This is a genomic window from Mycobacterium sp. E136 (assembly GCF_001666865.1).
Taxonomy (GTDB): domain Bacteria; phylum Actinomycetota; class Actinomycetes; order Mycobacteriales; family Mycobacteriaceae; genus Mycobacterium.
This window is the reverse complement of the sequence record NZ_LZJE01000356.1, coordinates 1-18,728: the sequence shown is the minus strand read 5'-3', so window position 1 is coordinate 18,728 and position 18,728 is coordinate 1. Positions and strand designations below refer to the sequence as shown.

Annotated in this window: 21 protein-coding genes; 8 read left to right on the top strand and 13 right to left on the bottom strand. The window is 68.6% G+C overall.

The window, feature by feature from the left end:
• Positions 1–64 precede the first annotated feature (64 nt).
• Positions 65–466, bottom strand: coding sequence for a secondary thiamine-phosphate synthase enzyme YjbQ (locus A5698_RS24090; RefSeq protein WP_068302129.1), 402 nt, complete (start codon positions 464–466; stop codon positions 65–67).
• Positions 467–583: 117 nt separating this feature from the next.
• Here A5698_RS24090 and A5698_RS24085 point away from each other — a divergent pair, with 117 nt between their 5' ends.
• Both A5698_RS24085 and A5698_RS24080 read left to right on the top strand, forming a co-directional pair.
• Positions 584–1,204, top strand: a complete 621-nt coding sequence (locus A5698_RS24085; RefSeq protein WP_068302128.1) for a hypothetical protein — start codon at positions 584–586, stop codon at positions 1,202–1,204.
• Positions 1,205–1,284: 80 nt separating this feature from the next.
• Complete coding sequence (locus A5698_RS24080; RefSeq protein ID WP_067090414.1) at positions 1,285–1,593, top strand: GlsB/YeaQ/YmgE family stress response membrane protein; 309 nt, start codon at positions 1,285–1,287, stop codon at positions 1,591–1,593.
• 56 nt (positions 1,594–1,649) lie between these two features.
• On the opposite strand, the gene A5698_RS24075 is transcribed toward A5698_RS24080, so the two are convergent.
• From A5698_RS24075 to A5698_RS24060, 4 genes are all read right to left on the bottom strand, one after another.
• Positions 1,650–2,135 carry an SRPBCC family protein gene (locus A5698_RS24075; RefSeq protein WP_068302123.1) on the bottom strand — a complete coding sequence of 162 codons (486 nt, stop codon included), beginning with the start codon at positions 2,133–2,135 and terminating at the stop codon, positions 1,650–1,652.
• Positions 2,132–2,494: an ArsR/SmtB family transcription factor gene (locus tag A5698_RS24070; RefSeq protein ID WP_068302121.1), complete on the bottom strand. Its 363-nt coding sequence runs from the start codon at positions 2,492–2,494 to the stop codon at positions 2,132–2,134. Before A5698_RS24070 ends, A5698_RS24075 begins: the two co-directional genes overlap by 4 nt.
• A gap of 77 nt (positions 2,495–2,571) precedes the next feature.
• Positions 2,572–3,900, bottom strand: a complete 1,329-nt coding sequence (locus tag A5698_RS24065; protein WP_068302117.1) for a replication-associated recombination protein A — start codon at positions 3,898–3,900, stop codon at positions 2,572–2,574.
• A gap of 20 nt (positions 3,901–3,920) precedes the next feature.
• The gene (locus A5698_RS24060) at positions 3,921–4,757 is read right to left on the bottom strand and encodes a DUF3097 domain-containing protein (RefSeq protein ID WP_068302108.1); all 837 of its coding nucleotides are present in this window, start codon (positions 4,755–4,757) and stop codon (positions 3,921–3,923) included.
• 71 nt (positions 4,758–4,828) lie between these two features.
• Here A5698_RS24060 and A5698_RS24055 point away from each other — a divergent pair, with 71 nt between their 5' ends.
• Positions 4,829–5,629: an SDR family NAD(P)-dependent oxidoreductase gene (locus A5698_RS24055; protein ID WP_068302106.1), complete on the top strand. Its 801-nt coding sequence runs from the start codon at positions 4,829–4,831 to the stop codon at positions 5,627–5,629.
• A complete protein-coding gene (locus A5698_RS24050) occupies positions 5,626–6,099 on the top strand; it encodes a nuclear transport factor 2 family protein (RefSeq protein ID WP_068302103.1) in 474 nt (157 codons plus the stop codon). Before A5698_RS24055 ends, A5698_RS24050 begins: the two co-directional genes overlap by 4 nt.
• Here the strand turns inward: A5698_RS24050 and A5698_RS24045 are convergent.
• From A5698_RS24045 to A5698_RS24025, 5 genes are read right to left on the bottom strand one after another with little or no spacing between them, the layout of a single operon-like run.
• Positions 6,086–7,114, bottom strand: coding sequence for a zinc-binding metallopeptidase family protein (locus A5698_RS24045; RefSeq protein WP_068302102.1), 1,029 nt, complete (start codon positions 7,112–7,114; stop codon positions 6,086–6,088). The two genes, A5698_RS24050 and A5698_RS24045, sit on opposite strands and share 14 nt — an antisense overlap.
• Positions 7,107–8,039, bottom strand: a complete 933-nt coding sequence (locus tag A5698_RS24040) for a transglutaminase family protein (RefSeq protein ID WP_068302101.1) — start codon at positions 8,037–8,039, stop codon at positions 7,107–7,109. The genes A5698_RS24045 and A5698_RS24040 overlap by 8 nt, the downstream gene beginning before the upstream one ends.
• A complete protein-coding gene (locus tag A5698_RS24035) occupies positions 8,036–10,690 on the bottom strand; it encodes a circularly permuted type 2 ATP-grasp protein (RefSeq protein WP_068302173.1) in 2,655 nt (884 codons plus the stop codon). Before A5698_RS24035 ends, A5698_RS24040 begins: the two co-directional genes overlap by 4 nt.
• Before the next feature lie 20 nt (positions 10,691–10,710).
• Positions 10,711–11,649, bottom strand: a complete 939-nt coding sequence (locus A5698_RS24030; RefSeq protein WP_068302098.1) for a DUF389 domain-containing protein — start codon at positions 11,647–11,649, stop codon at positions 10,711–10,713.
• A gap of 50 nt (positions 11,650–11,699) precedes the next feature.
• Positions 11,700–12,167 (bottom strand): winged helix-turn-helix transcriptional regulator, encoded by a 468-nt coding sequence (locus A5698_RS24025; protein ID WP_067090445.1) that lies wholly within the window; start codon positions 12,165–12,167, stop codon positions 11,700–11,702.
• An 89-nt stretch (positions 12,168–12,256) separates the two neighbouring features.
• Here A5698_RS24025 and A5698_RS24020 point away from each other — a divergent pair, with 89 nt between their 5' ends.
• Positions 12,257–13,438 (top strand): thiolase family protein, encoded by a 1,182-nt coding sequence (locus A5698_RS24020; protein WP_068302095.1) that lies wholly within the window; start codon positions 12,257–12,259, stop codon positions 13,436–13,438.
• A 54-nt stretch (positions 13,439–13,492) separates the two neighbouring features.
• On the opposite strand, the gene A5698_RS24015 is transcribed toward A5698_RS24020, so the two are convergent.
• The gene (locus A5698_RS24015; RefSeq protein WP_068302091.1) at positions 13,493–13,915 is read right to left on the bottom strand and encodes a nitroreductase family deazaflavin-dependent oxidoreductase; all 423 of its coding nucleotides are present in this window, start codon (positions 13,913–13,915) and stop codon (positions 13,493–13,495) included.
• A gap of 57 nt (positions 13,916–13,972) precedes the next feature.
• On the opposite strand from A5698_RS24015, the gene A5698_RS24010 reads away from it, so the two are divergent.
• Positions 13,973–14,767: an SDR family NAD(P)-dependent oxidoreductase gene (locus A5698_RS24010; RefSeq protein ID WP_068302086.1), complete on the top strand. Its 795-nt coding sequence runs from the start codon at positions 13,973–13,975 to the stop codon at positions 14,765–14,767.
• Here A5698_RS24010 and A5698_RS24005 read toward each other — a convergent pair whose 3' ends face one another.
• Positions 14,768–15,637, bottom strand: coding sequence for a DUF8686 domain-containing protein (locus A5698_RS24005; RefSeq protein ID WP_231967518.1), 870 nt, complete (start codon positions 15,635–15,637; stop codon positions 14,768–14,770).
• A 44-nt stretch (positions 15,638–15,681) separates the two neighbouring features.
• Complete coding sequence (aspS, locus tag A5698_RS24000; RefSeq protein ID WP_068302082.1) at positions 15,682–17,460, bottom strand: aspartate--tRNA ligase; 1,779 nt, start codon at positions 17,458–17,460, stop codon at positions 15,682–15,684.
• 77 nt (positions 17,461–17,537) lie between these two features.
• Between aspS and A5698_RS23995 the strand changes: the two genes are divergently transcribed.
• Positions 17,538–18,455: an oxidoreductase gene (locus A5698_RS23995; protein WP_068302079.1), complete on the top strand. Its 918-nt coding sequence runs from the start codon at positions 17,538–17,540 to the stop codon at positions 18,453–18,455.
• Between the two features lie 25 nt (positions 18,456–18,480).
• Positions 18,481–18,728 (top strand): SRPBCC family protein (locus A5698_RS23990; protein ID WP_231967514.1); only part of this gene is annotated, 248 nt, incomplete at its 3' end.

The window sequence follows — 18,728 nt, the reverse complement described above, 5'->3', positions numbered from 1 at the left end:
AGTCAACGATCGGGTGCGGCCTGCAGTGCCCTGGTCAGACTTTCCGGGTGTCACCGACGTCACGTCAACCGCCGATGAAGCTCAGCCGGACCTTCCTTTTCGGGTTGTCGCGGTTGAGGTCGACGAGCACGATGCTCTGCCAGGTGCCGAGCTGCGGCTCGCCGTCCTCGACGGGCAGGGTCACCGACGGTGACACCAGCGCGGGCAACACATGGTCGGCGCCGTGTCCCGGCGAGCCGTGCGAGTGGCGGTACCGGTCGTCCCGCGGCAGCAGGCGTTCGAGGGTCTCGACGAGGTCGTCGTCGGAGCCCGCACCCGTCTCGATGATCGCCACACCCGCGGTCGCGTGCGGCACGAAGACGCTGCACAAACCGTCGCCGCGGCCGCCGCAGAACGAGCGCACCGCGTCGGTCAGGTCGATGATGCGGCGTTGGCCCGTCTCGATGATCAACACGTCGGAGTCCACGCCATCGAGCGTACGAGGCGGCTCGCCGAATTCGTTGTATCGGCCACCACTCAAGAGGAAGCTGAGAGGTGGTCCGGCGGCGCCGCTGGGGCGCTGCCCCGAACAAAGGGGGACGCCGTGTACGCACGCTCTACCACCGTTCAAGCCCGCCCGTCGTCGATCAACGAGGGCATCGCGGTCATCCGGTCCGAGGTCATGCCAGCGCTGGAGGCCATGGACGGGTACATCGGCTTGTCGCTGTTGGTCGACCGGGAATCCGGGCACTGCATCGCGACCAGCGCCTGGGAGTCCGACGACGCACTGCGCGCGAGCGCCGAGCGGGCGGCCCCGTTGCGCGACCGCGCCGCCGACGTCCTCGGTGGCGAGGCGACGGTCGATCAGTGGCGCATCGGCGTCATGCACCGCGATCACCGCTCGGCGGAGGGTGCCTGCGTCCGGGTCACCTGGCTGCGGGTGCCCCGCGAGCACATCGCGCGCTCGATCGACTTCTACAAGACCGATGTGCTGCCGACGCTGGAGGCCCTCGACGGGTTCTGCAGCGCCAGCTATCTGATCAACCCCGATTCAGGCCGGGCGGTGTCGTCGGCGACCTTCGACAGCCATGACGCCATGGTGGGCAATCGAGAGCAGGCCAGGGAGCTGCGCAACGCCCGCACCCGCGAACTGGGCGCCGACATCGTCGACCTCGGCGAGTTCGAGCTCGCGGTCGCACATCTGCGAATCCCCGAACTGGTCTGATCGCCCACGCGCGGAACCGTTTCGTTTATTGACGCCGGTGTCGGGGTATGTCAGCTGCACCCCGAGACCCTGGAGGAATCATGACCGTCACCGGCTTTCTCACCGCAATCGTCATCGGCGCAGTGATCGGCCTGCTCGCCCGCTTGATACTGCCCGGCAGGCAGCCCATCGGGATCATCGTGACCGTTCTCGTCGGCATCGTGTCGGCGCTGATCGGCACGTGGCTGGCCAACGCGCTCGGCCTGCCGACCGCCACGAAGGGTGTCGACTGGATCGAGTTGCTCTGCCAGCTGGTCGTCGCCGTCATCGGCGTGGCCATCGCGTCCGCGCTCATGGGCCGCAGGCGCACCGGCATGATGGGCGGCCGTCGCGGCGGCGTCCTGCGCTGACCTAACCACCCAGGCGATCCCGGCTGCGCCCCCCCCGGCAGCCGGGATCGCTTCTGTCACAAGACTTTCAACAACTCCGTCAGCAGCTCGTCGAGTCTCTCGTAGCCTTCCGTCATGCCGCCCTCCATGCCGGAGGCCATCAGCGCGTCTCGGGCCTCGATGGTCGGGCAGATCGACCTGCCCCGCAACCTGCTGCGGCCACCGCCCAGATCCTCGAACCACAGGTACTCGATGTTGACCTGATCGGGCGCCCCCTCGAACTCGAACGTCTGCAGGATGAACTCGTTGTCGCGGACGATGTGGAAGGTTCCGTTGAAGCCGTAGGCGCCGTCCTCGTCTTTGTGCGTGTAGCGATATCCGCCGTGACTTTCGAACTCCCACTCCTCGATCGTCATCTCGAGCCGGCGCGGACCGAGCCACCGCTTGACCAGGTCGGGTTCGGCGTGCGCGCGGAACAGGGCCTCGACGGGTGCGTCGAACTCCCTGGTGAACTCCATGGCCAGGGTGTCCACCGGGGCCGTGAGGTCGAGTGCGTTGCTCATGTGTCGGTTCCTTTCTCAGGGGTGGCGGGCATGTCAGCCAGCAGGGTGTCCAGCCGGCGGTAGCTGCGTTCGGCATCGAGCCGGTACCGGTCGATCCATGCGGTCAGCCGCTCGAGCGCGGCGGCATCCAGGTGTACGGGCCGACGCTGCGCGTCGCGGGTCCTGGTGACCAGTCCCGCCTGCTCGAGCACCTGAATGTGTTTGGACACCGCCTGTTTGGTGATGTCGAACGGTTCGGCGAGCTCGTTGACCGTCGCCGGTCCCCGCGACAGCCGCGCCACGATGGCGCGCCGCACAGGGTCGGCCAATGCAAGGAATGCGCGGTCGAGCCGGGACTCCTCATCACCATCACGCCCCAATAATCAACCTTTGTTTTGATCAATGCTTTGGTTGAATATCAACGTAGACGCTGTTTGGTCAGGTGTCAACGGTCGAATCAGCGCTTGCGACGGATGATCGCGCGCAGCTTGTCGAGCCGGGTGGCGATCTCGCGCTCGGCACCGTGAGAGGTCGGCCTGTAGTAATCGACGCCGACCAGCTCGTCGGGCGGATACTGTTGGGACACAACGCCATCGGGGTTGTCATGGCTGTACTTGTACCCGACCGCGTTGCCCAGCTTCTGCGCGCCGGAGTAGTGGCCGTCGCGCAGATGCGGTGGGACCATCCCGGCCTTCCCCGCCCGGATGTCGGCCATCGCCGCTCCGAGCGCAGTGGTCACCGCGTTCGACTTGGGTGCCGTCGCGAGATGCACCGTGGCGTGCGCGAGCGTGAGCTGCGCTTCGGGCATGCCGATCAGCTGCACGGTCTGGGCGGCGGCCACCGCGGTCTGCAGCGCGGTCGGATCCGCCATGCCGATGTCCTCGCTGGCCAGAATCATCAACCGCCGCGCCACAAACCGCGGGTCCTCCCCCGCAACCAGCATCCGCGACAGGTAGTGCAGCGCCGCGTCGACGTCGGAGCCGCGGACCGACTTGATGAACGCGCTGATCACGTCGTAGTGCTGATCGCCATCGCGGTCGTAGCGCACGGCGGCCTTGTCCAGCGACTGCTCGATGGTCTCGACCGTCACCTTCTCGCCCGCCTCGGCAGCCACCTCGAGCGCGGTCAACGCGCGGCGGGCATCGCCCGCGGACAGCGATACCAGCAGGTCGACGGCTTCGTCGGTGACCTCGACCCGGCCCGCGAGGCCGCGAGGGTCGTCGATGGCGCGGCGGACCAGCGTGCGCACCGCGTCGGCGTCGAGCGGCTGCAGTTGCAGGATCAGCGACCGCGACAGCAGCGGGGCCACGACCGAGAACGACGGGTTCTCGGTGGTCGCCGCGACGAGCGCCACGACGCGGTTCTCGACCGCGGACAGCAGCGCGTCCTGCTGTGTCTTGGAGAACCGGTGCACCTCGTCGATGAACAGCACCGTCTGCTCGCCGTATGCGGCGGCGCGCCTGGCGACGTCGATGACGGCGCGAACCTCTTTGACCCCCGCCGACAGCGCCGACAGGGCCTCGAATCGGCGGCCCGTGGCCTGTGAGATCAGCGACGCGAGCGTGGTCTTACCGGTGCCCGGCGGCCCGTAGAGGATGACCGAGGCCGCACCGGAACCCTCGACCATCCGACGCAGCGGCGAGCCCGGCTGCAGCAGGTGGTCCTGCCCGACGACCTCGTCGAGCGTGGCCGGCCGCATCCGTACCGCCAGCGGTGCCGACGCACCGACGGCACCAGCCGCCGGCGTGGGGGCCTCACCGGGGACGTCGAACAGACCGTCGGACACGCCTTCTGCTTACCACGCCGTCACGACGCGGGTTGCGTGACGAAGTCGATGAGCTCCTCCACGCGCCCGATCAGCGCGGGCTCCAGGTCGTTCCAGTCGCGCACCCGCTTGCGGATGCGCTGCCAGGCGCGCGCGGTGTCGGCCTGGCCGGCCGCCGGCCAGCCCAGTGCCCGGCACACGCCGGTCTTCCAGTCGACGCCCTTCGGCACGACGGGCCATCGCTCGACGCCCAGCCGCTCGGGTTTGACGGCCTGCCAGATGTCGATGAACGGATGGCCGACGACCAACGTGTGGGGTCCGCCCGGGCCGCGTCGGACCGCGTCCGCGATCCGGGCCTCCTTCGAACCCGCCACCAAATGGTCGACGAGCACGCCGAGCCGGCGGCCGGGCCCGGGCCGGAAATCCTCGACGATCGCGACGAGATCGTCGACGCCGCCGAGGTGTTCGACCACCACCCCTTCGATCCGCAGATCGTCGCCCCAGACCTGCTCGACGAGTTCGGCGTCGTGTCGGCCCTCGACGTAGATGCGGCTGGCCAGCGCGACCTTCGCCCGCGCGCCGTGCACCGCCACCGACCCGGACGCGGTGCGGGTCGTCTTGGGCGCGGACTTTTTCGGCGCGGTCAGGATCACCGGCTTGCCGTCGATCAGGTAGCCCGGCCCGACCGGGAACGGCCTGCGCCGTCCGTTGCGGTCCTCGAGTTCCATCCGGCCGTACTCGATCCGCACGATCGCGCCGACGTATCCGGTCTGCGCATCCTCGACGACGAGGCCGATCTCGGCCGGTTGTTCGGTGGAGCGGGCCCTGCGCTGGTGCGGGTTGTCGGCCAGGACGTCGAATCCATATCGATCAGCCACCGGGCGATCCTAGGGCCGCGTCCGCGACAGCCCACGACGGCGCGCCCGGCGCGTCGGCGACAATGCGGGGCATGACGGATCTCGCTCGATACGGACCATGGGCGGTGATCGCCGGCGGTTCCGAAGGCGTCGGCGCCTCGTTCGCCCACCGACTTGCCGGCGCGGGGATCAACCTCGTGTTGATCGCACGGAAACCCGACGCGCTCGAGCGCACGGCCGAGGACTGCCGCCGCAGCGGTGTGGAGGTTCGAACGCTCGCCGTCGACCTGACGGATTCCGTTGCGCTGCAGCGCACCCTGGGCGTCACCGACGACGTCGAGGTCGGCTTGCTGATCTACAACGCCGGCGCCAACACGTGCAGCGAGCAGTTCCTCGACGGAGCGCTCGACGACTTCCAGCGGGTGATCGACCTGAACATCGGCACCATGCTGGCGATGGTGCAGCACTTCGGCCGTCCGATGCGTGAGCGCCGCCGCGGCGGAATTCTCATGGTGGGCTCGATGGCCGGTTACCTGGGTTCGGTGCGGCACACGGTCTACGGCGGGGTGAAGGCGTTCGGCCGCATCTTCGCCGAGAGTTTGTGGCTCGAGCTGCGCGAGTTCAACGTGGACGTTCTCGAACTCGTCCTCGGCGTGACCCGCACACCCGCGATGGAGCGGGTGGGTCTGAACTTCGATGTGCCCGGGCTGCGAGTAGCCGAACCCGACGACGTCGCGCGAGAAGGTTTGGAGCAGTTGGCCAACGGGCCGGTGTACGTGGCGGGCGGTAACGCCGACGACGTCGCCCGCCGTAACGATCCCGACCGCGCGAAGGTGGTGCTGGGTACCGATCGGATGATGCGCAAGTTGTTGGGCGAGAGGGAAAGCCGATGACCGAGCTGGCGGATCTGGAGCGGCGTCTGCGCCGTATCGAGGACGAGCGTGCGATCGAGCGGATGCTCGCGTCCTACGGGCCCCTGGTGGACGCGGGTGAAGCCGATGCGGCAGCGGATCTGTGGGCAGAGGACGGCAGTTACGACGTCGAGGGGTGGCACATGGCCGGACGCGACGAGGTCGCGGCGATGGTGCGCTCGGGCGCACACCAGGGCTTGATCCGGCGCGGCTGCTGCCACTTCCTGGGACCCGCGGTGGTCACCGTGGACGGCGACGAGGCGGTGGCGGTCTGCGATTCGGTGTTGGTGACCCGCCACGACGACGGCTTCGCGGTATCGCGGGCGGGCGCCAACCACTTCCGGTTGCGCCGCAGCGACGGACGATGGGTCATCGTCGAACGGCGATCCCGTCAGCTCGACGGCAGTGCCGAGGCCCGCGAACTGCTGGCCGACGGCATCACCCCTGGGTGACCTCTTCGACGACCGTGTGGATGAAGCGCATCTTCTCGAGTACCGGGGCGGGCAGCACGAACGGGTAGAGATCTTCCTTGCCCATCGAGCGGTTCAGCATGTTCAGTGCCCACGACAGGGGTATCCACATTTCGATGATCGCGTCGAAGCTGCTGGGGCCCAACACCTTTCGCTCGAATGTCGCGGCCGCGGGCGCGACCCCGAAGGCCGCCGCCGTGTCCTGGGTGTCGCGGATGTGCAGGTAGTGCGCAAACGTCTCCGCCCAGTCCTCGGCGGGATGCATGGTGGCGTAGGAGGAGACGAAGCTCTTCCCCCAGTTGTCGGGCGGGCCTTCGTTGTAGTGGCGGTCAAGGGCCGCTTGGTAGTCGGCGTCGGGATCGCCGAACAGTTCGCGGAACCGGGCGTCGTATTCGGGTGACACGCTGACCAGGCGGTAGTAGTAATAGTGCCCGACCTCGTGGCGGAAATGGCCGAGCAGTGTGCGGTACGGTTCGCCCATCGCCTTGCGTAGCTGCTCGCGGTGTACGTCGTCGCCCTCGGCGAGATCCAAGGTGATGACGCCGTTTTCGTGGCCGGTGAACACCTTGTGGTGCTCGCTGGAGAGCAGGTCGAAGGCCAGGCCGTAATCGGGGTCCTCGTCGCGGCCGATGATCGGCAACTTGAGTTCGTGCAGCTCGACCAGCAGCCGCCGCTTAGCGCGTTCGGCGCCGGCGAACGCCGCGAGCGCCTTGGTGTCGGAGTCCTGGGGCCGGGTGCGGGTGAGGCTGCACGCCTCGCACAGCTTGTGGTCGGGCGTCTTCTCCACCAGCCAGTTGCATTCGGCCAGATGCATGTTCGCGCACAGCTGGTACTTGTCGCCGTCGACGAAGCCGGCCTGGCTCTGCTCTTCCCCGGAGGCGATGACCAACAGCGCCATGTCATCGAGCGAGAATCCGAGTGGTCGACCACACGACAGGCACAGCGAGTTCTCGAACGCGAGGCGCTGACCGCAGTTGGGGCACAGGAAGTCACGCATGCAGCACACCCCCCTCGAACGGTTCGACGTCAACCGCGACGTCGATCTCGCTGCTTTGCGAATCGGTGTAGATGATGCCGCGCAAGGGTGGGACGTCGGCGTAGTCACGCCCGTATCCGACGGTGATGTAGCGCTCGTCGACCATCTGGTCGTTGGTGGGATCGAGCCCCAGCCACTGGTTCTGCGGTGTCCACACGGCGGCCCATGCGTGGGTCGCGTCGATACCGATCATCCGTTCCTTCCCGGGGGGTGGATCGGTCGCCAGATATCCGGACACATAACTGGCGGCCAACCCGTTGGCGCGCAGGCAGGCGATGGCCAGCCGTGCAAAGTCCTGACATACCCCTTCGCGTGCCGCCAAAACCTCGCTGACCTGAGTCGACACCGTCGTCGACCCCGAGCGGTAGGTGAAGTCGGAGTAGATCCGATGCGTCAGGTCCCGCAACGCGTCGATCAGAGGTCGTTCGGGCTCGAAACTCGGTGCCGCGTAATCGCGTAGGGCCGGCGTGATCTCGGGTGGCTGCAGGTCGAGGGTGAACTCGGTGGCCAGCGCCGCCTCCGCGCCGACCGGGCGGGCGATCTCCCACGGCGCCAACGCCGAACCGGCCCCGTACAGGGTCGGCGGCGGCGGATCGACCTCGACGACCGAACGGCTGGTCACCGACAACGTCTGGTGGCGTTCGGTGACATGGAAGTACGAGCTGATGTTGCCGTAGACGTCGCGGCTGGTCGAGCTGTCCGCGGCGGGTGGATCGATCTCGAGTTCGTGCGACAGGCAGCGCTGACGCGCGGTGTCTCGGGGAGTGAGGAATCCTCGGCCGTAGGAACTCGTGACATCGGCGGCGTAGCGGTACACCGTGCGGTGGGTGATGCGGTAGGTGCGGCTGGCGGCCGACGACGTCGGACCGTCCGGAAAGGCGGTCACGGCATCAACCTCCGCTCGTCCGGGCCCCACAGATGCTGCATACCGCCGGGCAGCGACAGATGCGTCGCGGTGATCACGTTCGACAGTTCGCGGAGGTCGCGGTGCATACCGTCGAGCAGGGCGGCGAGCTCGGTGCGCCGACCGTCGGCGATCTCCTCGAGGTCGTCCGGGTCGAGCCGCCGCAGCCGGGTACCGATCTCGTCGACCATCCGCTCGGGGCGTGATGAACCCGAGGAGCCCGGCAGCGCCTTGAGTCCCGTGCGCAGCCGCTCCAGCTGGTAGGCCAGCGAGCGCGGATTGTCGATGTCGAACAGCACCAGTTCGGCGACCGCGGAGACGCTGACCTTGCCCAGCATCCGCCGTCGGTAGATGACCGATGACTCACACACCACGAGCGTCGATTCGGTGATGGTCTGCTCGGCGCCGGGACTGCGCGCTGTGGTCAGCGTCGCACTCAGCAGCGCGGTGAGGTTGAGCCCGCGTTCGATGCGTTTGCCGATGTCCATCATCGTCCAGCTGACGTCGCGGATCATCGACTCGGCCGCCACACCCGAGAGCGCCAACATGCCCGCGAGGGTGAGGTTGGTGGCCGCCGTGAGGAACGCATCGCCCTCGGCCTGCGAGTCGGGCGGCTCGTTGGCCGGGCGTCCCGTCGCAGGTGGATGGAGCAGCGCGCGTTCGACAGCGGCCAGCACCATCCACGTGTCGTTGGACATCTGGTCGCGCACCGAACGGGTGACCAGCCCGAGCCGCTCGACCGAGTGCGCCAGCGACCCCGGGCGGTGCCGGTCGGCGGTCAACGACCACAGCGTCGACTGCGCGGTGGCGACAATCTCCGCGTAGTCGCCGTCGGCGCCGGTGTCGGTGCCGGTCAGGTGGCCCAGTGCGGTCAGTAGCACGGGCACACACTCGCTGCCGTCCATGTCTCGGCGGTAGTGGAATTCGTGATAGCGCTCCCTGGTCACGGTGAGCAGCCGCGCCATGTGCTCGGCGCGTTCGGCGTAGCGCCCCGCCCAGAACATGTCGGCCAGCACGCGCGGCGAGCTGACCGCCCGCGTCGCGCTCGGCGTGATCGCAGGCAGCTCGACCGGCGGCAGCCGGTCCACGGTGACCCGCTCCGGCGCCCGGACCCAAACATCCTTGGCCGCAACGGTGTTGAGCGTGTATGCCGCATCGCCGGGTGCCAGCACATAACCGAGCCCGCCGATCATCGGCGCGTAACCGTCGCGCTGAGCGACCGTGAACAGCCGCATGCCGACGTTCGTCGCCGAGAGCCCGCCAAGGCCCACAATGCTTGGCGCGGAGGAGAACTGCGGAAGTTCCTGGCCGACCCACTGCCACGGTGTGGCTTCGATGCACGAGGCGAGCTGCGTGCGCTGTTCGGTGGACAACGCAGGACCGACGATCGCTTGCCCGCCCGTCACCGGTCTGATCAACAGCGACGGCAGGTGGGCCAGCAGGTGCGAGCGTTCCGTTCCGATGCCACCCCAGTACATCGGCGCGGTGTCGAGCACGGGCGACTCGCCGAGCAGCCGTTCCGAGAGCTGGGGCAGAAACCGCTGCAGGCCGGGGCTTTCCAGGATGCCGCTGCCGAGGGTGTTGACGACGGCCACGGTGCCGCGGCGCAGCGCCTCGACGAGGCCGGCGACGCCGAGCCGCGAGTCGGAACGCAGATCCAGCGGGTCGGCCCAGTCCGCGTCGACGCGGCGCAACACCACGTCGACGCGCTTGAGCGTGCCCATCGACCGCATCCACAGCTTGCCGTCGCGCACCACCAGGTCGGCGCTCTCGACCAGGGGGAAGCCCAGGACGCTCGCCAGATACGCCTGGTCGAACGCGGTCTCGGAGTGGATGCCCGGGCTGAGCACCACCACCATCGGTTCCTCGGCCGACTCCGGGGCGGCGTCGATGAGCGCGAGACGGAGCGCCTGCGCCCACGGCGACGCGGGCCGCGGGCCGATCCGTTCGTAGAGGTCGGGTACGGCGTGCGCGACGACGCGTCGGTCCGCAAGCGCGTAGCCCGCGCCCGACGGCGCCTGTGTCCAGTCGGCGTTGACCGCGAAACTGCCGTCGCCGACGCGGCTGACGTCGCAGCCATGCAGGAACAGCTGGTGGCGCCCGGGAACGTCGATGCCTCGCGCGGCCCGCACATAACCGGGGTGGGCGAAGAGAAGTTGGGCGGGCAGCACGCCGCTGGTGATCGACACCTGGGGCCCGTAGAGATCGGTGAGCACGGCGTCGAGTAGCCGGGAGCGCTGCAGCAGACCGGATTCCAGCGTGTTCCACTCGGTGGCCGAGATCACCAGGGGCAGCGCGTCGAGATGCCACGGCCCCGGATCGGCGGGTTCGTCGCCGTTGGTGCCGGGCTGGCCGACCACCGAACCGTGGCGGTCGACCTGGACGTAGGTGATGCCGTCGTTGTCGACCAGGCTGCGCACCACGTCGCGCAGCTGCGCCAAACCGGGGCGACCACGCTCGGCCACACATTCGGCCAGTTCCTGCCACGCCGGGCGGATATCGCCTGCGGCGTCGACGAACTCGTCGTAGCCGCTACCTGCACCCGGTCGGACATCGAACAGCGCCTGCTGGACGCGCGCAGTGCGGTATCTCCCCAGCAGGTCGTCGGGAACATTCGGTGCCGGAAGTGCCATCAGTGCAGAACCGTAACCGGTCACCCCGGGATGCGGCGCGGCGCGCTGTGCCTCCGGTCGGCCAGCCGTCGCGTCCACAGCACGAGCACACCGGCCAGCACGATCGCGACCAGGTTGACCGCCAGCTGTGATGCGGACTTGGCCGCGATGTTCCAGTCCCCGACCGTGCCGGCGACGACCGCGAAGCCCGCGGCCGGCACGGTCATGACCGAGATGAAAACACCCACGAGCGCAGCGGATTTCGAAGTGATCAGCGACAGCATCCCGGCCGTGCCGGCGAGGAACGCGACGACGAACGACAGCGGGCCGACCTGGAAGATGAAGTCGACCTCGTCCAGTTCGCTGGTGCTGGTGACGGTGATCCAGCCGATCGCCTCTCCCGCCAGGACCGCGGCCGATGTGACGAGCATCGCGACCGGGAACCCGACCAGCAGCGCCAGCGCCGCGCGTCGTGCGAGGTACCTCCGGCGGCGCACCAGCGACACGGCCAGCGCCGCCAGCGGTCCGAACTCGGGGCCGACCACCGTCGCACCCACGACCGTGACGGGCGAGTCGGTCACCACACCGATCGAAGCGATCAAGCAGGCCACACAGAGGAAGGCCAGGAAGGTGACGTTCAGGCTCGATTCCTCGCGGGTGCGCACCGCCAGTTCGTCCCACACCACCGCGTCGGCGGGATCTCCATCGGCCTCGTCCTCGGCGCGGTACGCACGGGCCGAGAGCACGGTGTCGACGAAGTCGAGGGTGATCGCACCGCGGTCCTTGACCCGCAACTTCTTGAGCGCGTCGATGACCTCGTTGGCCGACTCCCTGGCGATGTCTGCGGTGATCTCGTCTCCGCGCGGTTCCACGGCGGCGTCGCGGTGAATGACGATGTGGGTGACGCCCGGGTTGTCCCGAAGGACGGCCATGACGGCGTCGCGCTCATCCGTCGGCGAGATGACGCGCAGATGCAGCACATCGGCACCCTACGCATCGCGCGCAGGCTCGCGTCGCCGAACGGGCGGGTTCACCGCTTCAGCCGCACCGCCAGTTCGTCGGGCGGTACGGGGTGCCCCTCGGCGCACCGGATCTCGACCGTGGCCTCCGCGCCGCACCCCTGGTGCGCCAGGCGCAGCGGTGTGCGGTTGGGCAGGTGGCGCCTGCCCCACTCGAACATCGCCCAGACCACCGGCATGAACTCCCGGCCGGCCTCGGTGAGCACGTACTCGTCGCGGCTGCGCTGGCCCGGCTCCTGGTAGGGCTGCCGCTCCAGCAGACCGGCCTCGACGAGATCCGAAAGCCGCGACGCCGCGGCGGCTTTGGTGATCCCGACCCGGCGCCAGAAATCTTCGAACCGGGTGGTGCCGTAGTACGCCTCGCGCATGATGAGCATCGCCGACTTCGTGCCCAGCACCGCCATCGTCTTCTCGATCGGACACTCCCCGACCGCCGACCAGGCGTCCCGGTCGGCCAGCCTCCCCTGCAGAACTGTCATGGAATTCACCCTACCCCTGAGTTGTTCCATCTATACCTAGCTGGTATAGATGGGTATAGACAAGTTCACTCAGCGTGGAGGAGGCAGCAATGTCCGGATTCTCAGGTCGGGACGCCGTCATCGTCGGAGCGGTTCGCACCCCGATCGGCAAGGGCAAGCCGAACGGAGCGCTGCACGACGTGCTGCCCGTTGACCTGCTCGCACACAGCCTCAGGGAGCTGGTGGCCAGGACGGGGATCGACCCGGTGCAGATCGACGACGTCATCGCCGGGGCGGTCACCCAGGTCGGCGACCAGGCGGTCAACATCGCGCGCAATGCCCTTCTGGGGGCGGGATTCCCGGAGTCGGTGCCGGGCACGACGGTCGACCGTCAGTGCGGCAGCAGCCAGCAGGCCATCCAATTCGCCGCCCAGGGCGTGATCTCGGGCGCATACGACATCGTCGTCGCGGCCGGGGTGGAGTCGATGTCGCGGGTGCCGATGGGTTCGAGCGTGCTGCCGGGCAGCGACCCGTTCGGTGCGATGGCGCAGCGGTATCCCGAAGGCCTCGTGCCCCAGGGCATCAGCGCGGAGTTGATCGCCGCGAAGTGGGGTCTCTCGCGTCAACAGCTCGACGAGTTCTCCGCGGGCAGCCACGAGAAGGCCGCCGCCGCGACCAAGGAGGGCCGCTTCGACAACGAGCTGATCCCGGTCAACGGCCTGACCACCGACGAGATCATCCGGCCCGGCACGACCGTCGACACGCTCGCCGCGCTGAAGCCGGCGTTCTACAACCCCGCTTACGAACAGCGCTTCCCGCAGATCGGTTGGGAGATCACCCCGGGCAACTCGTCGCCACTGTCCGATGGCAGTGCGGCGGTGCTGATCACCACGAGCGAGGTGGCCGCACGACTGGGCCTGCGCCCGCTCGCGCGCATCCACTCGATGACCGTCGTCGGGTCGGATCCGCTCTACATGCTGACGGGTGTCATCCCCGCGACGGAGAAGGTGCTGCGGCGTGCCGGGCTGACGCTCGCCGACATCGACCTGTTCGAGGTCAACGAGGCGTTCGCGCCCGTCGTCCTGGCCTGGGCGCAGGAAGTCGGAGCCGATCTTGCCAAGACGAACGTCAACGGCGGCGCGATCGCGATCGGTCACCCGCTGGGCGCCAGCGGCGCGCGGATCATGACCACGATGGTCAACGCGCTCGAGCAGCGCGGCGGCCGCTACGCGTTGCAGACGATGTGTGAGGGTGGCGGCATGGCCAACGCCACCATCATCGAGCGCCTCTGAGCCGAGCGGTTTCGGTGCGCTACCTATCGCCCAGCGATCGGTTCCGCACCGAAATCAGGCTCGGGCGAGCTCGAAGACCGGGATGACCCGGCTGGTCTTGGCCTGGTACTCGCCGAACACCGGCGTGATCTCGACCAGCTTCGGGTAGAGCTCGTCGCGCTCGTCGCGGGGCAGCTCACGGGCGGCGGCGTCGTATTCGCCTGCGCCGATCTCGACGCGGACGCGCGGATCGGCGCGCAGATTGTGCACCCATGCCGGGTCCTTGTCGGCGCCGGCGTACGACCCGACGACGTAGATCCTGTCGTCGACGTCAAAGTACGCCAGCGGCGACACCCGCGGCTGGGACGACTTCGCGCCGGTGGTGTGCAGCAGCAGAAGGTTTGCGCCCTCGAACGGTCCGCCGACCTTGCCGCCGTTGGCGCGGAACTCCTGCACGACGCCCGCGTTGAAGTCGTTGATGTTGTCGATCTCGGTCATTCCCTCTCCAAGTCCCGGCAGACGCCCCGGTATTCCGCACCCGCATAATCGACGACCATGCGGGTCATCGTCACGGGCGGTAACAGCGGCGTCGGCAAGGCCACTGCGGCGGCTCTGGCCGCCGACGGGCACAGCGTGGTGATCGCCTGCCGCGACGTCGACAAGGGCCGTCGGGCCGCCGGCGAGATCACCGGGGATGTCGAGGTGGCCGCCCTCGATCTGGCCGACCTGTCCAGCGTGCGCTCGTTCGCCGGGTCCGTGAAATCCGTTGACGTGCTGGTGAACAACGCCGGTGTGATGGGGATGCCGTTGACGCGCACCGTCGATGGCTTCGAGGCCCATATCGGCGTCAACCACCTCGGCCACTTCGCGTTGACGTGCCTGTTGGCCGACCGGATCACCGACCGGGTGATCTCGGTGGCCAGCGCGACATACCTGTTCTGCAGCCTGCACCTCGACGACCTGAACTGGCAGCGGCGCAAGTACTCGAAGTGGAGCGCCTACGGCGAATCCAAGTTGGCCAACCTGCTGTTCGTCGCGGAGCTGGCCCGCCGCGGTGTGCGTGCGTACGCGACCGACCCCGGCGCGACGGACACCGACATCACCCGATCGCTGGGCATGGGCGAGCACCGACGCATTCGGCGCCTGATGCACACCCCCGCCCAGGGCGCACGGGCCACGCTGCAGGCGGTGACGACGGATCTGCCGAGCGGCACGTATCTGGCGCCGCGCTTCAACCAGATCGGCAGGCCGAAGGTGACGCGGTTGCGACCCAAGGCCGTGGATCCGGTGGACGCGCGCCGGTTGTGGGACGCGTCGGCCGAACTGACCGGTTGCGACTGGCCGGCCTGATCACTCCTTCTGCCGCCACCAGGCCACGATGTAGAGCACCATCGCCGCCGCCAACGCGATCAGCACCCACAAGACCACCGCGAGATCGATCCACGCGCCCGCCGGCGGCGCGCCGGGCAACAGGTTTCGCAGCGGAACCACCGCGAACAGCATCGCCGCGAACCAGGTTGTCAACGGCGGCAGAAACTTTCGGCGACCGAGCACCGTCTCGATCGCCACGAACAGCGCGGCCGCCGGCAGCGCGATCAGCACCAGCAGGACCCCGATGTCGAATGCGAGCGCTCCCCTGGTGCGCTCGGTGCTGAAACGGACCGTCGGTACCGAGTCGGCGCTGCCGTGCTCGGTGCGCACGTCCCACCCATTGATCTGCCCGGCGACGATGACGGGTGCCACGATCGGGCGGGGTTGCGCCCCATCGCCCGCGAAGGCCTGCACGCCGATGATGTCGGTGGTGAAGGTGTCGAACGGCCAGTTGTCCGGATCCCCGACCGCGACCAGTTGAGTCGTCGTGTCGTTTCCGGAGAGCGTGGGATGCACGTAGATCAACTCGCCCGAACTGCTTCGGGAGGTCAACCGGATCGTGACGTCATCGGTTTCGGCTGCCTGCAGTTCGGGGCCCGGGTGCAGCAGGACGTCGGCCACGAGACGGTTCTGGATCGCGTTCATCTCGCGTAACCGGATGATGACGACCGTCTCTCCGGTGACCGACGGTTCGGAGAATTGGAAGTGACGAGGCGCGGGCTCCAGCAGCGCGTAGCCGATCAGGGAGCCGACGTAGACGGCGATGACGGCCACCACCGTCGTCACGACGGTGATCCGCCGTCGCCGGCTCCCGGCCGTACCCGTCGTCGGCGAGACCACACCTGTCACGCGCGGATCGTAGCCCGCCGCAACCGGATCCGGTGGGGTTCGGGTCAGTCGGCCTTCGGCTTGGCGTCGATACCGGACTCCTTGCGCTGTTGGGCCGTGATCGGCGCGGGCGCTCCGGTCAGCGGGTCGACACCGCCGCCTGACTTCGGGAATGCAATCACTTCGCGGATCGAGTCCGCACCGGCGAGCAGCGCGGTGGTGCGGTCCCACCCGAACGCCAGGCCGCCGTGCGGTGGGGCGCCAAAGGTGAACGCCTCCAACAGGAATCCGAACTTCTCCTCGGCCTCGGCCTTGTCGATACCCATCACCGCGAACACCCGCTCCTGAATGTCGCGGCGGTGGATACGGATCGAGCCGCCACCGATCTCGTTGCCGTTGCAGACCACGTCGTAGGCGTCGGCGAGCACCGCGCCGGGATCGGTGTCGATGCGATCCTCGAACTCCGGCTTCGGGGCGGTGAACGCATGGTGCACGGCGGTCCAGGCGCCGGAGCCGACGGCGACGTCACCGTGTGCGGTCGCCTCGTCGGCGGGCTCGAAAAGCGGCGGGTCCACCACCCAGGTGAACGCCCAGGCGTCGGGATGGATCATGTCGAGCCGCTTGGCGATCTCGATGCGGACGGCGCCGAGCAGCGCGCGCGAGCTCTTCGCCGGGCCGGCCGAGAAGAACACGCAGTCACCGGGCTTTGCGCCGACGTGGGCGGCCAGGCCGTCGCGTTCGGCGTCGGACAGGTTCTTGGCCACCGGACCACCCAGCGTGCCGTCCTCGGCGACCAGCACGTAGGCCAGTCCCTTGTGTCCGCGCTGTTTGGCGAAGTCCTGCCAGGCGTCCAGCGTGCGCCGCGGCTGGGACGCGCCGCCGGGCATGACGACGGCCCCGACGTACGGCGCCTGGAACACCCGGAACGGGGTGTCTGAGAAGAACTCGGCGCACTCGACGAGCTCGAGACCGAATCTCAGATCGGGCTTGTCCGAACCGAACCGGCGCATGGCGTCGGCGTAGGTGATCCGCGGCAACGGAAGCGGGACGTCGTAGCCGATCAGCCGCCACAGCGCGGCGACGACTTCCTCGGCGACCGCGATCACGTCCTCGGAGTCGACGAAGCTCATCTCGAGGTCCAGCTGGGTGAACTCGGGCTGGCGATCGGCGCGGAAGTCCTCGTCGCGGTAGCACCGCGCGATCTGGTAGTAGCGCTCCATGCCCGCGACCATGAGCAGCTGCTTGAACAGCTGCGGGCTCTGCGGCAGCGCGTAGAACGATCCCGGCTGCAGCCGTGCCGGCACCAGGAAGTCGCGCGCACCCTCCGGGGTCGAACGGGTCATCGTCGGCGTCTCGATCTCGACGAAGTCGTGGCGCGCCAGCACCTCGCGCGCGGCGGCGTTCGCCTTGGAGCGCAGCCGGATGGCTTGGCCCGGCCCGTCGCGGCGCAGGTCGAGGTAGCGGTACTTGAGGCGCGCCTCCTCGCCGGCCTGCTCGTCGAGTTGGAACGGCAGCGGCGCGCTCTCCCCCAGCACGGTCAGCGAGGTCGCGTTGACCTCGATCTCGCCGGTCGCGATCTCCGGGTTGGCGTTACCTTCGGGGCGGATCTCCACCACACCGTCGATGGCGATGCAGAACTCGGCGCGCAACCGGTGCGCCGCCTCCAGGACTTGACCCTTCTCAAGGCCTTCGCGGAACACCACCTGCGACACTCCCGACGCGTCGCGCAGATCGATGAAGATGACACCGCCGTGGTCGCGGCGACGCGCCACCCAGCCGGCCAACGTCACCTTCTGACCGGCGTCGGCGGGCCGCAACGATCCGGCGGCATGACTGCGCAGCACTCAAACTCCTGAGGAAATCGCCTGACAAGACAACTGCCCAAGTGTAGAGGGGCCGAATTCGCCGGTAACTTGGCGCTGTGGATGAGCGCTCGCGCGAAGACCCTGGCTCTGCGACCCGTATCGCGCTCGTCGGACCCGGTGCGATCGGTTCGACGGTCGCCGCCCTGCTGTACGCGGCCGGCCACGCGGTGACTCTGTGCGGCCGCACGCCGCGCGACTCCATTGAGGTCGTCTCCGACGACCGCGACCCGATCGTGGTGCCCGGTCCGGTGCTGACCGACCCGGCCGTCGTCGACGGGCCGGTCGACGTGGTGCTGCTGGCGGTGAAGGACACCCAGAACGAGCAGTCGGCCGGATGGCTGGCGAAGTTGTGCGACGAACGCACCGTGGTGTGCGCGCTGCAGAACGGCGTCGAACAGGTCGAGCGCGTCGGCCGCTACTGCCCGGCGTCGACGGTGGTGCCTGCGGCCGTGTGGATTTCGGCGGAGCCGACGGCGCAGGGTCTTGTGCGGCTGCGCACGGGTGCGCGCCTGGTGCTGCCGGACATCGCGGCGGCGCGGACGCTGGCGGATCTGTTCAACGGCAGCGCGGTCGCGGTCGAGATCGATCCGAACTTCCTCGACGCGGCGTGGCACAAGCTTCTGGTGAACGCCGTCGTGGGGTTCATGGTGCTCAGCGGCCGCCGGTCGGGCATGTTCCGCCGCGACGACGTCGGCGGCCTGGCCCGCCGCTACCTGGCGGAGTGCCTCGCGGTCGCGCGTGCCGAGGGCGCGAACCTGGGCGACGAGGTGATCGACGACATCGTCGGGCTGCTCGCGAAGTCGCCGGAGGACATCACGACCTCGATGCTGACCGACCGCGAGGCCGGGCGGCAGCTCGAGTGGGACATCCGCAACGGCGTGATCGCCCGCAAGGGCGCCGCGCACGGGCTGAGCACGCCGATCAGCGAGGTGCTGGTGCCGCTGCTGGCGGCGGCGAGCGACGGGCCCGGCTAGACACTGTCCTCTACTGTGTGTGGTCATGCACCCGTGCGAACGCGTCGACCTGGGGTTCATCGAGACCGCGCCGTTCCGGTTCGTCAGCACCGTCGACCTCGCGATCACACCCGAGCAACTCTTCGAGGTGCTCGCCGATGCAGAGTCCTGGCCACACTGGGCCACGGTGATCACCGAGGTGACCTGGACGAGCCCAGAGCCGCGCGGCGACGCCGTTGGGCTTCATCGCCATCACCCACGTCAGGTGACAGCCCTGCGGCGTCTGCACCACCC

Coding starts and splice junctions, on each gene's coding strand:
- A5698_RS24080 (WP_067090414.1), top strand. CDS start 1,285: ATGACCGTCACCGGCTTTCTCACCGCAATCGTCATCGGCGCAGTGATC.
- A5698_RS24075 (WP_068302123.1), bottom strand. CDS start 2,135: ATGAGCAACGCACTCGACCTCACGGCCCCGGTGGACACCCTGGCCATG.
- A5698_RS24055 (WP_068302106.1), top strand. CDS start 4,829: ATGACGGATCTCGCTCGATACGGACCATGGGCGGTGATCGCCGGCGGT.
- A5698_RS24050 (WP_068302103.1), top strand. CDS start 5,626: ATGACCGAGCTGGCGGATCTGGAGCGGCGTCTGCGCCGTATCGAGGAC.
- A5698_RS24045 (WP_068302102.1), bottom strand. CDS start 7,114: ATGCGTGACTTCCTGTGCCCCAACTGCGGTCAGCGCCTCGCGTTCGAG.
- A5698_RS24035 (WP_068302173.1), bottom strand. CDS start 10,690: ATGGCACTTCCGGCACCGAATGTTCCCGACGACCTGCTGGGGAGATAC.
- A5698_RS24025 (WP_067090445.1), bottom strand. CDS start 12,167: ATGACAGTTCTGCAGGGGAGGCTGGCCGACCGGGACGCCTGGTCGGCG.
- A5698_RS24020 (WP_068302095.1), top strand. CDS start 12,257: ATGTCCGGATTCTCAGGTCGGGACGCCGTCATCGTCGGAGCGGTTCGC.
- A5698_RS24015 (WP_068302091.1), bottom strand. CDS start 13,915: ATGACCGAGATCGACAACATCAACGACTTCAACGCGGGCGTCGTGCAG.
- A5698_RS24010 (WP_068302086.1), top strand. CDS start 13,973: ATGCGGGTCATCGTCACGGGCGGTAACAGCGGCGTCGGCAAGGCCACT.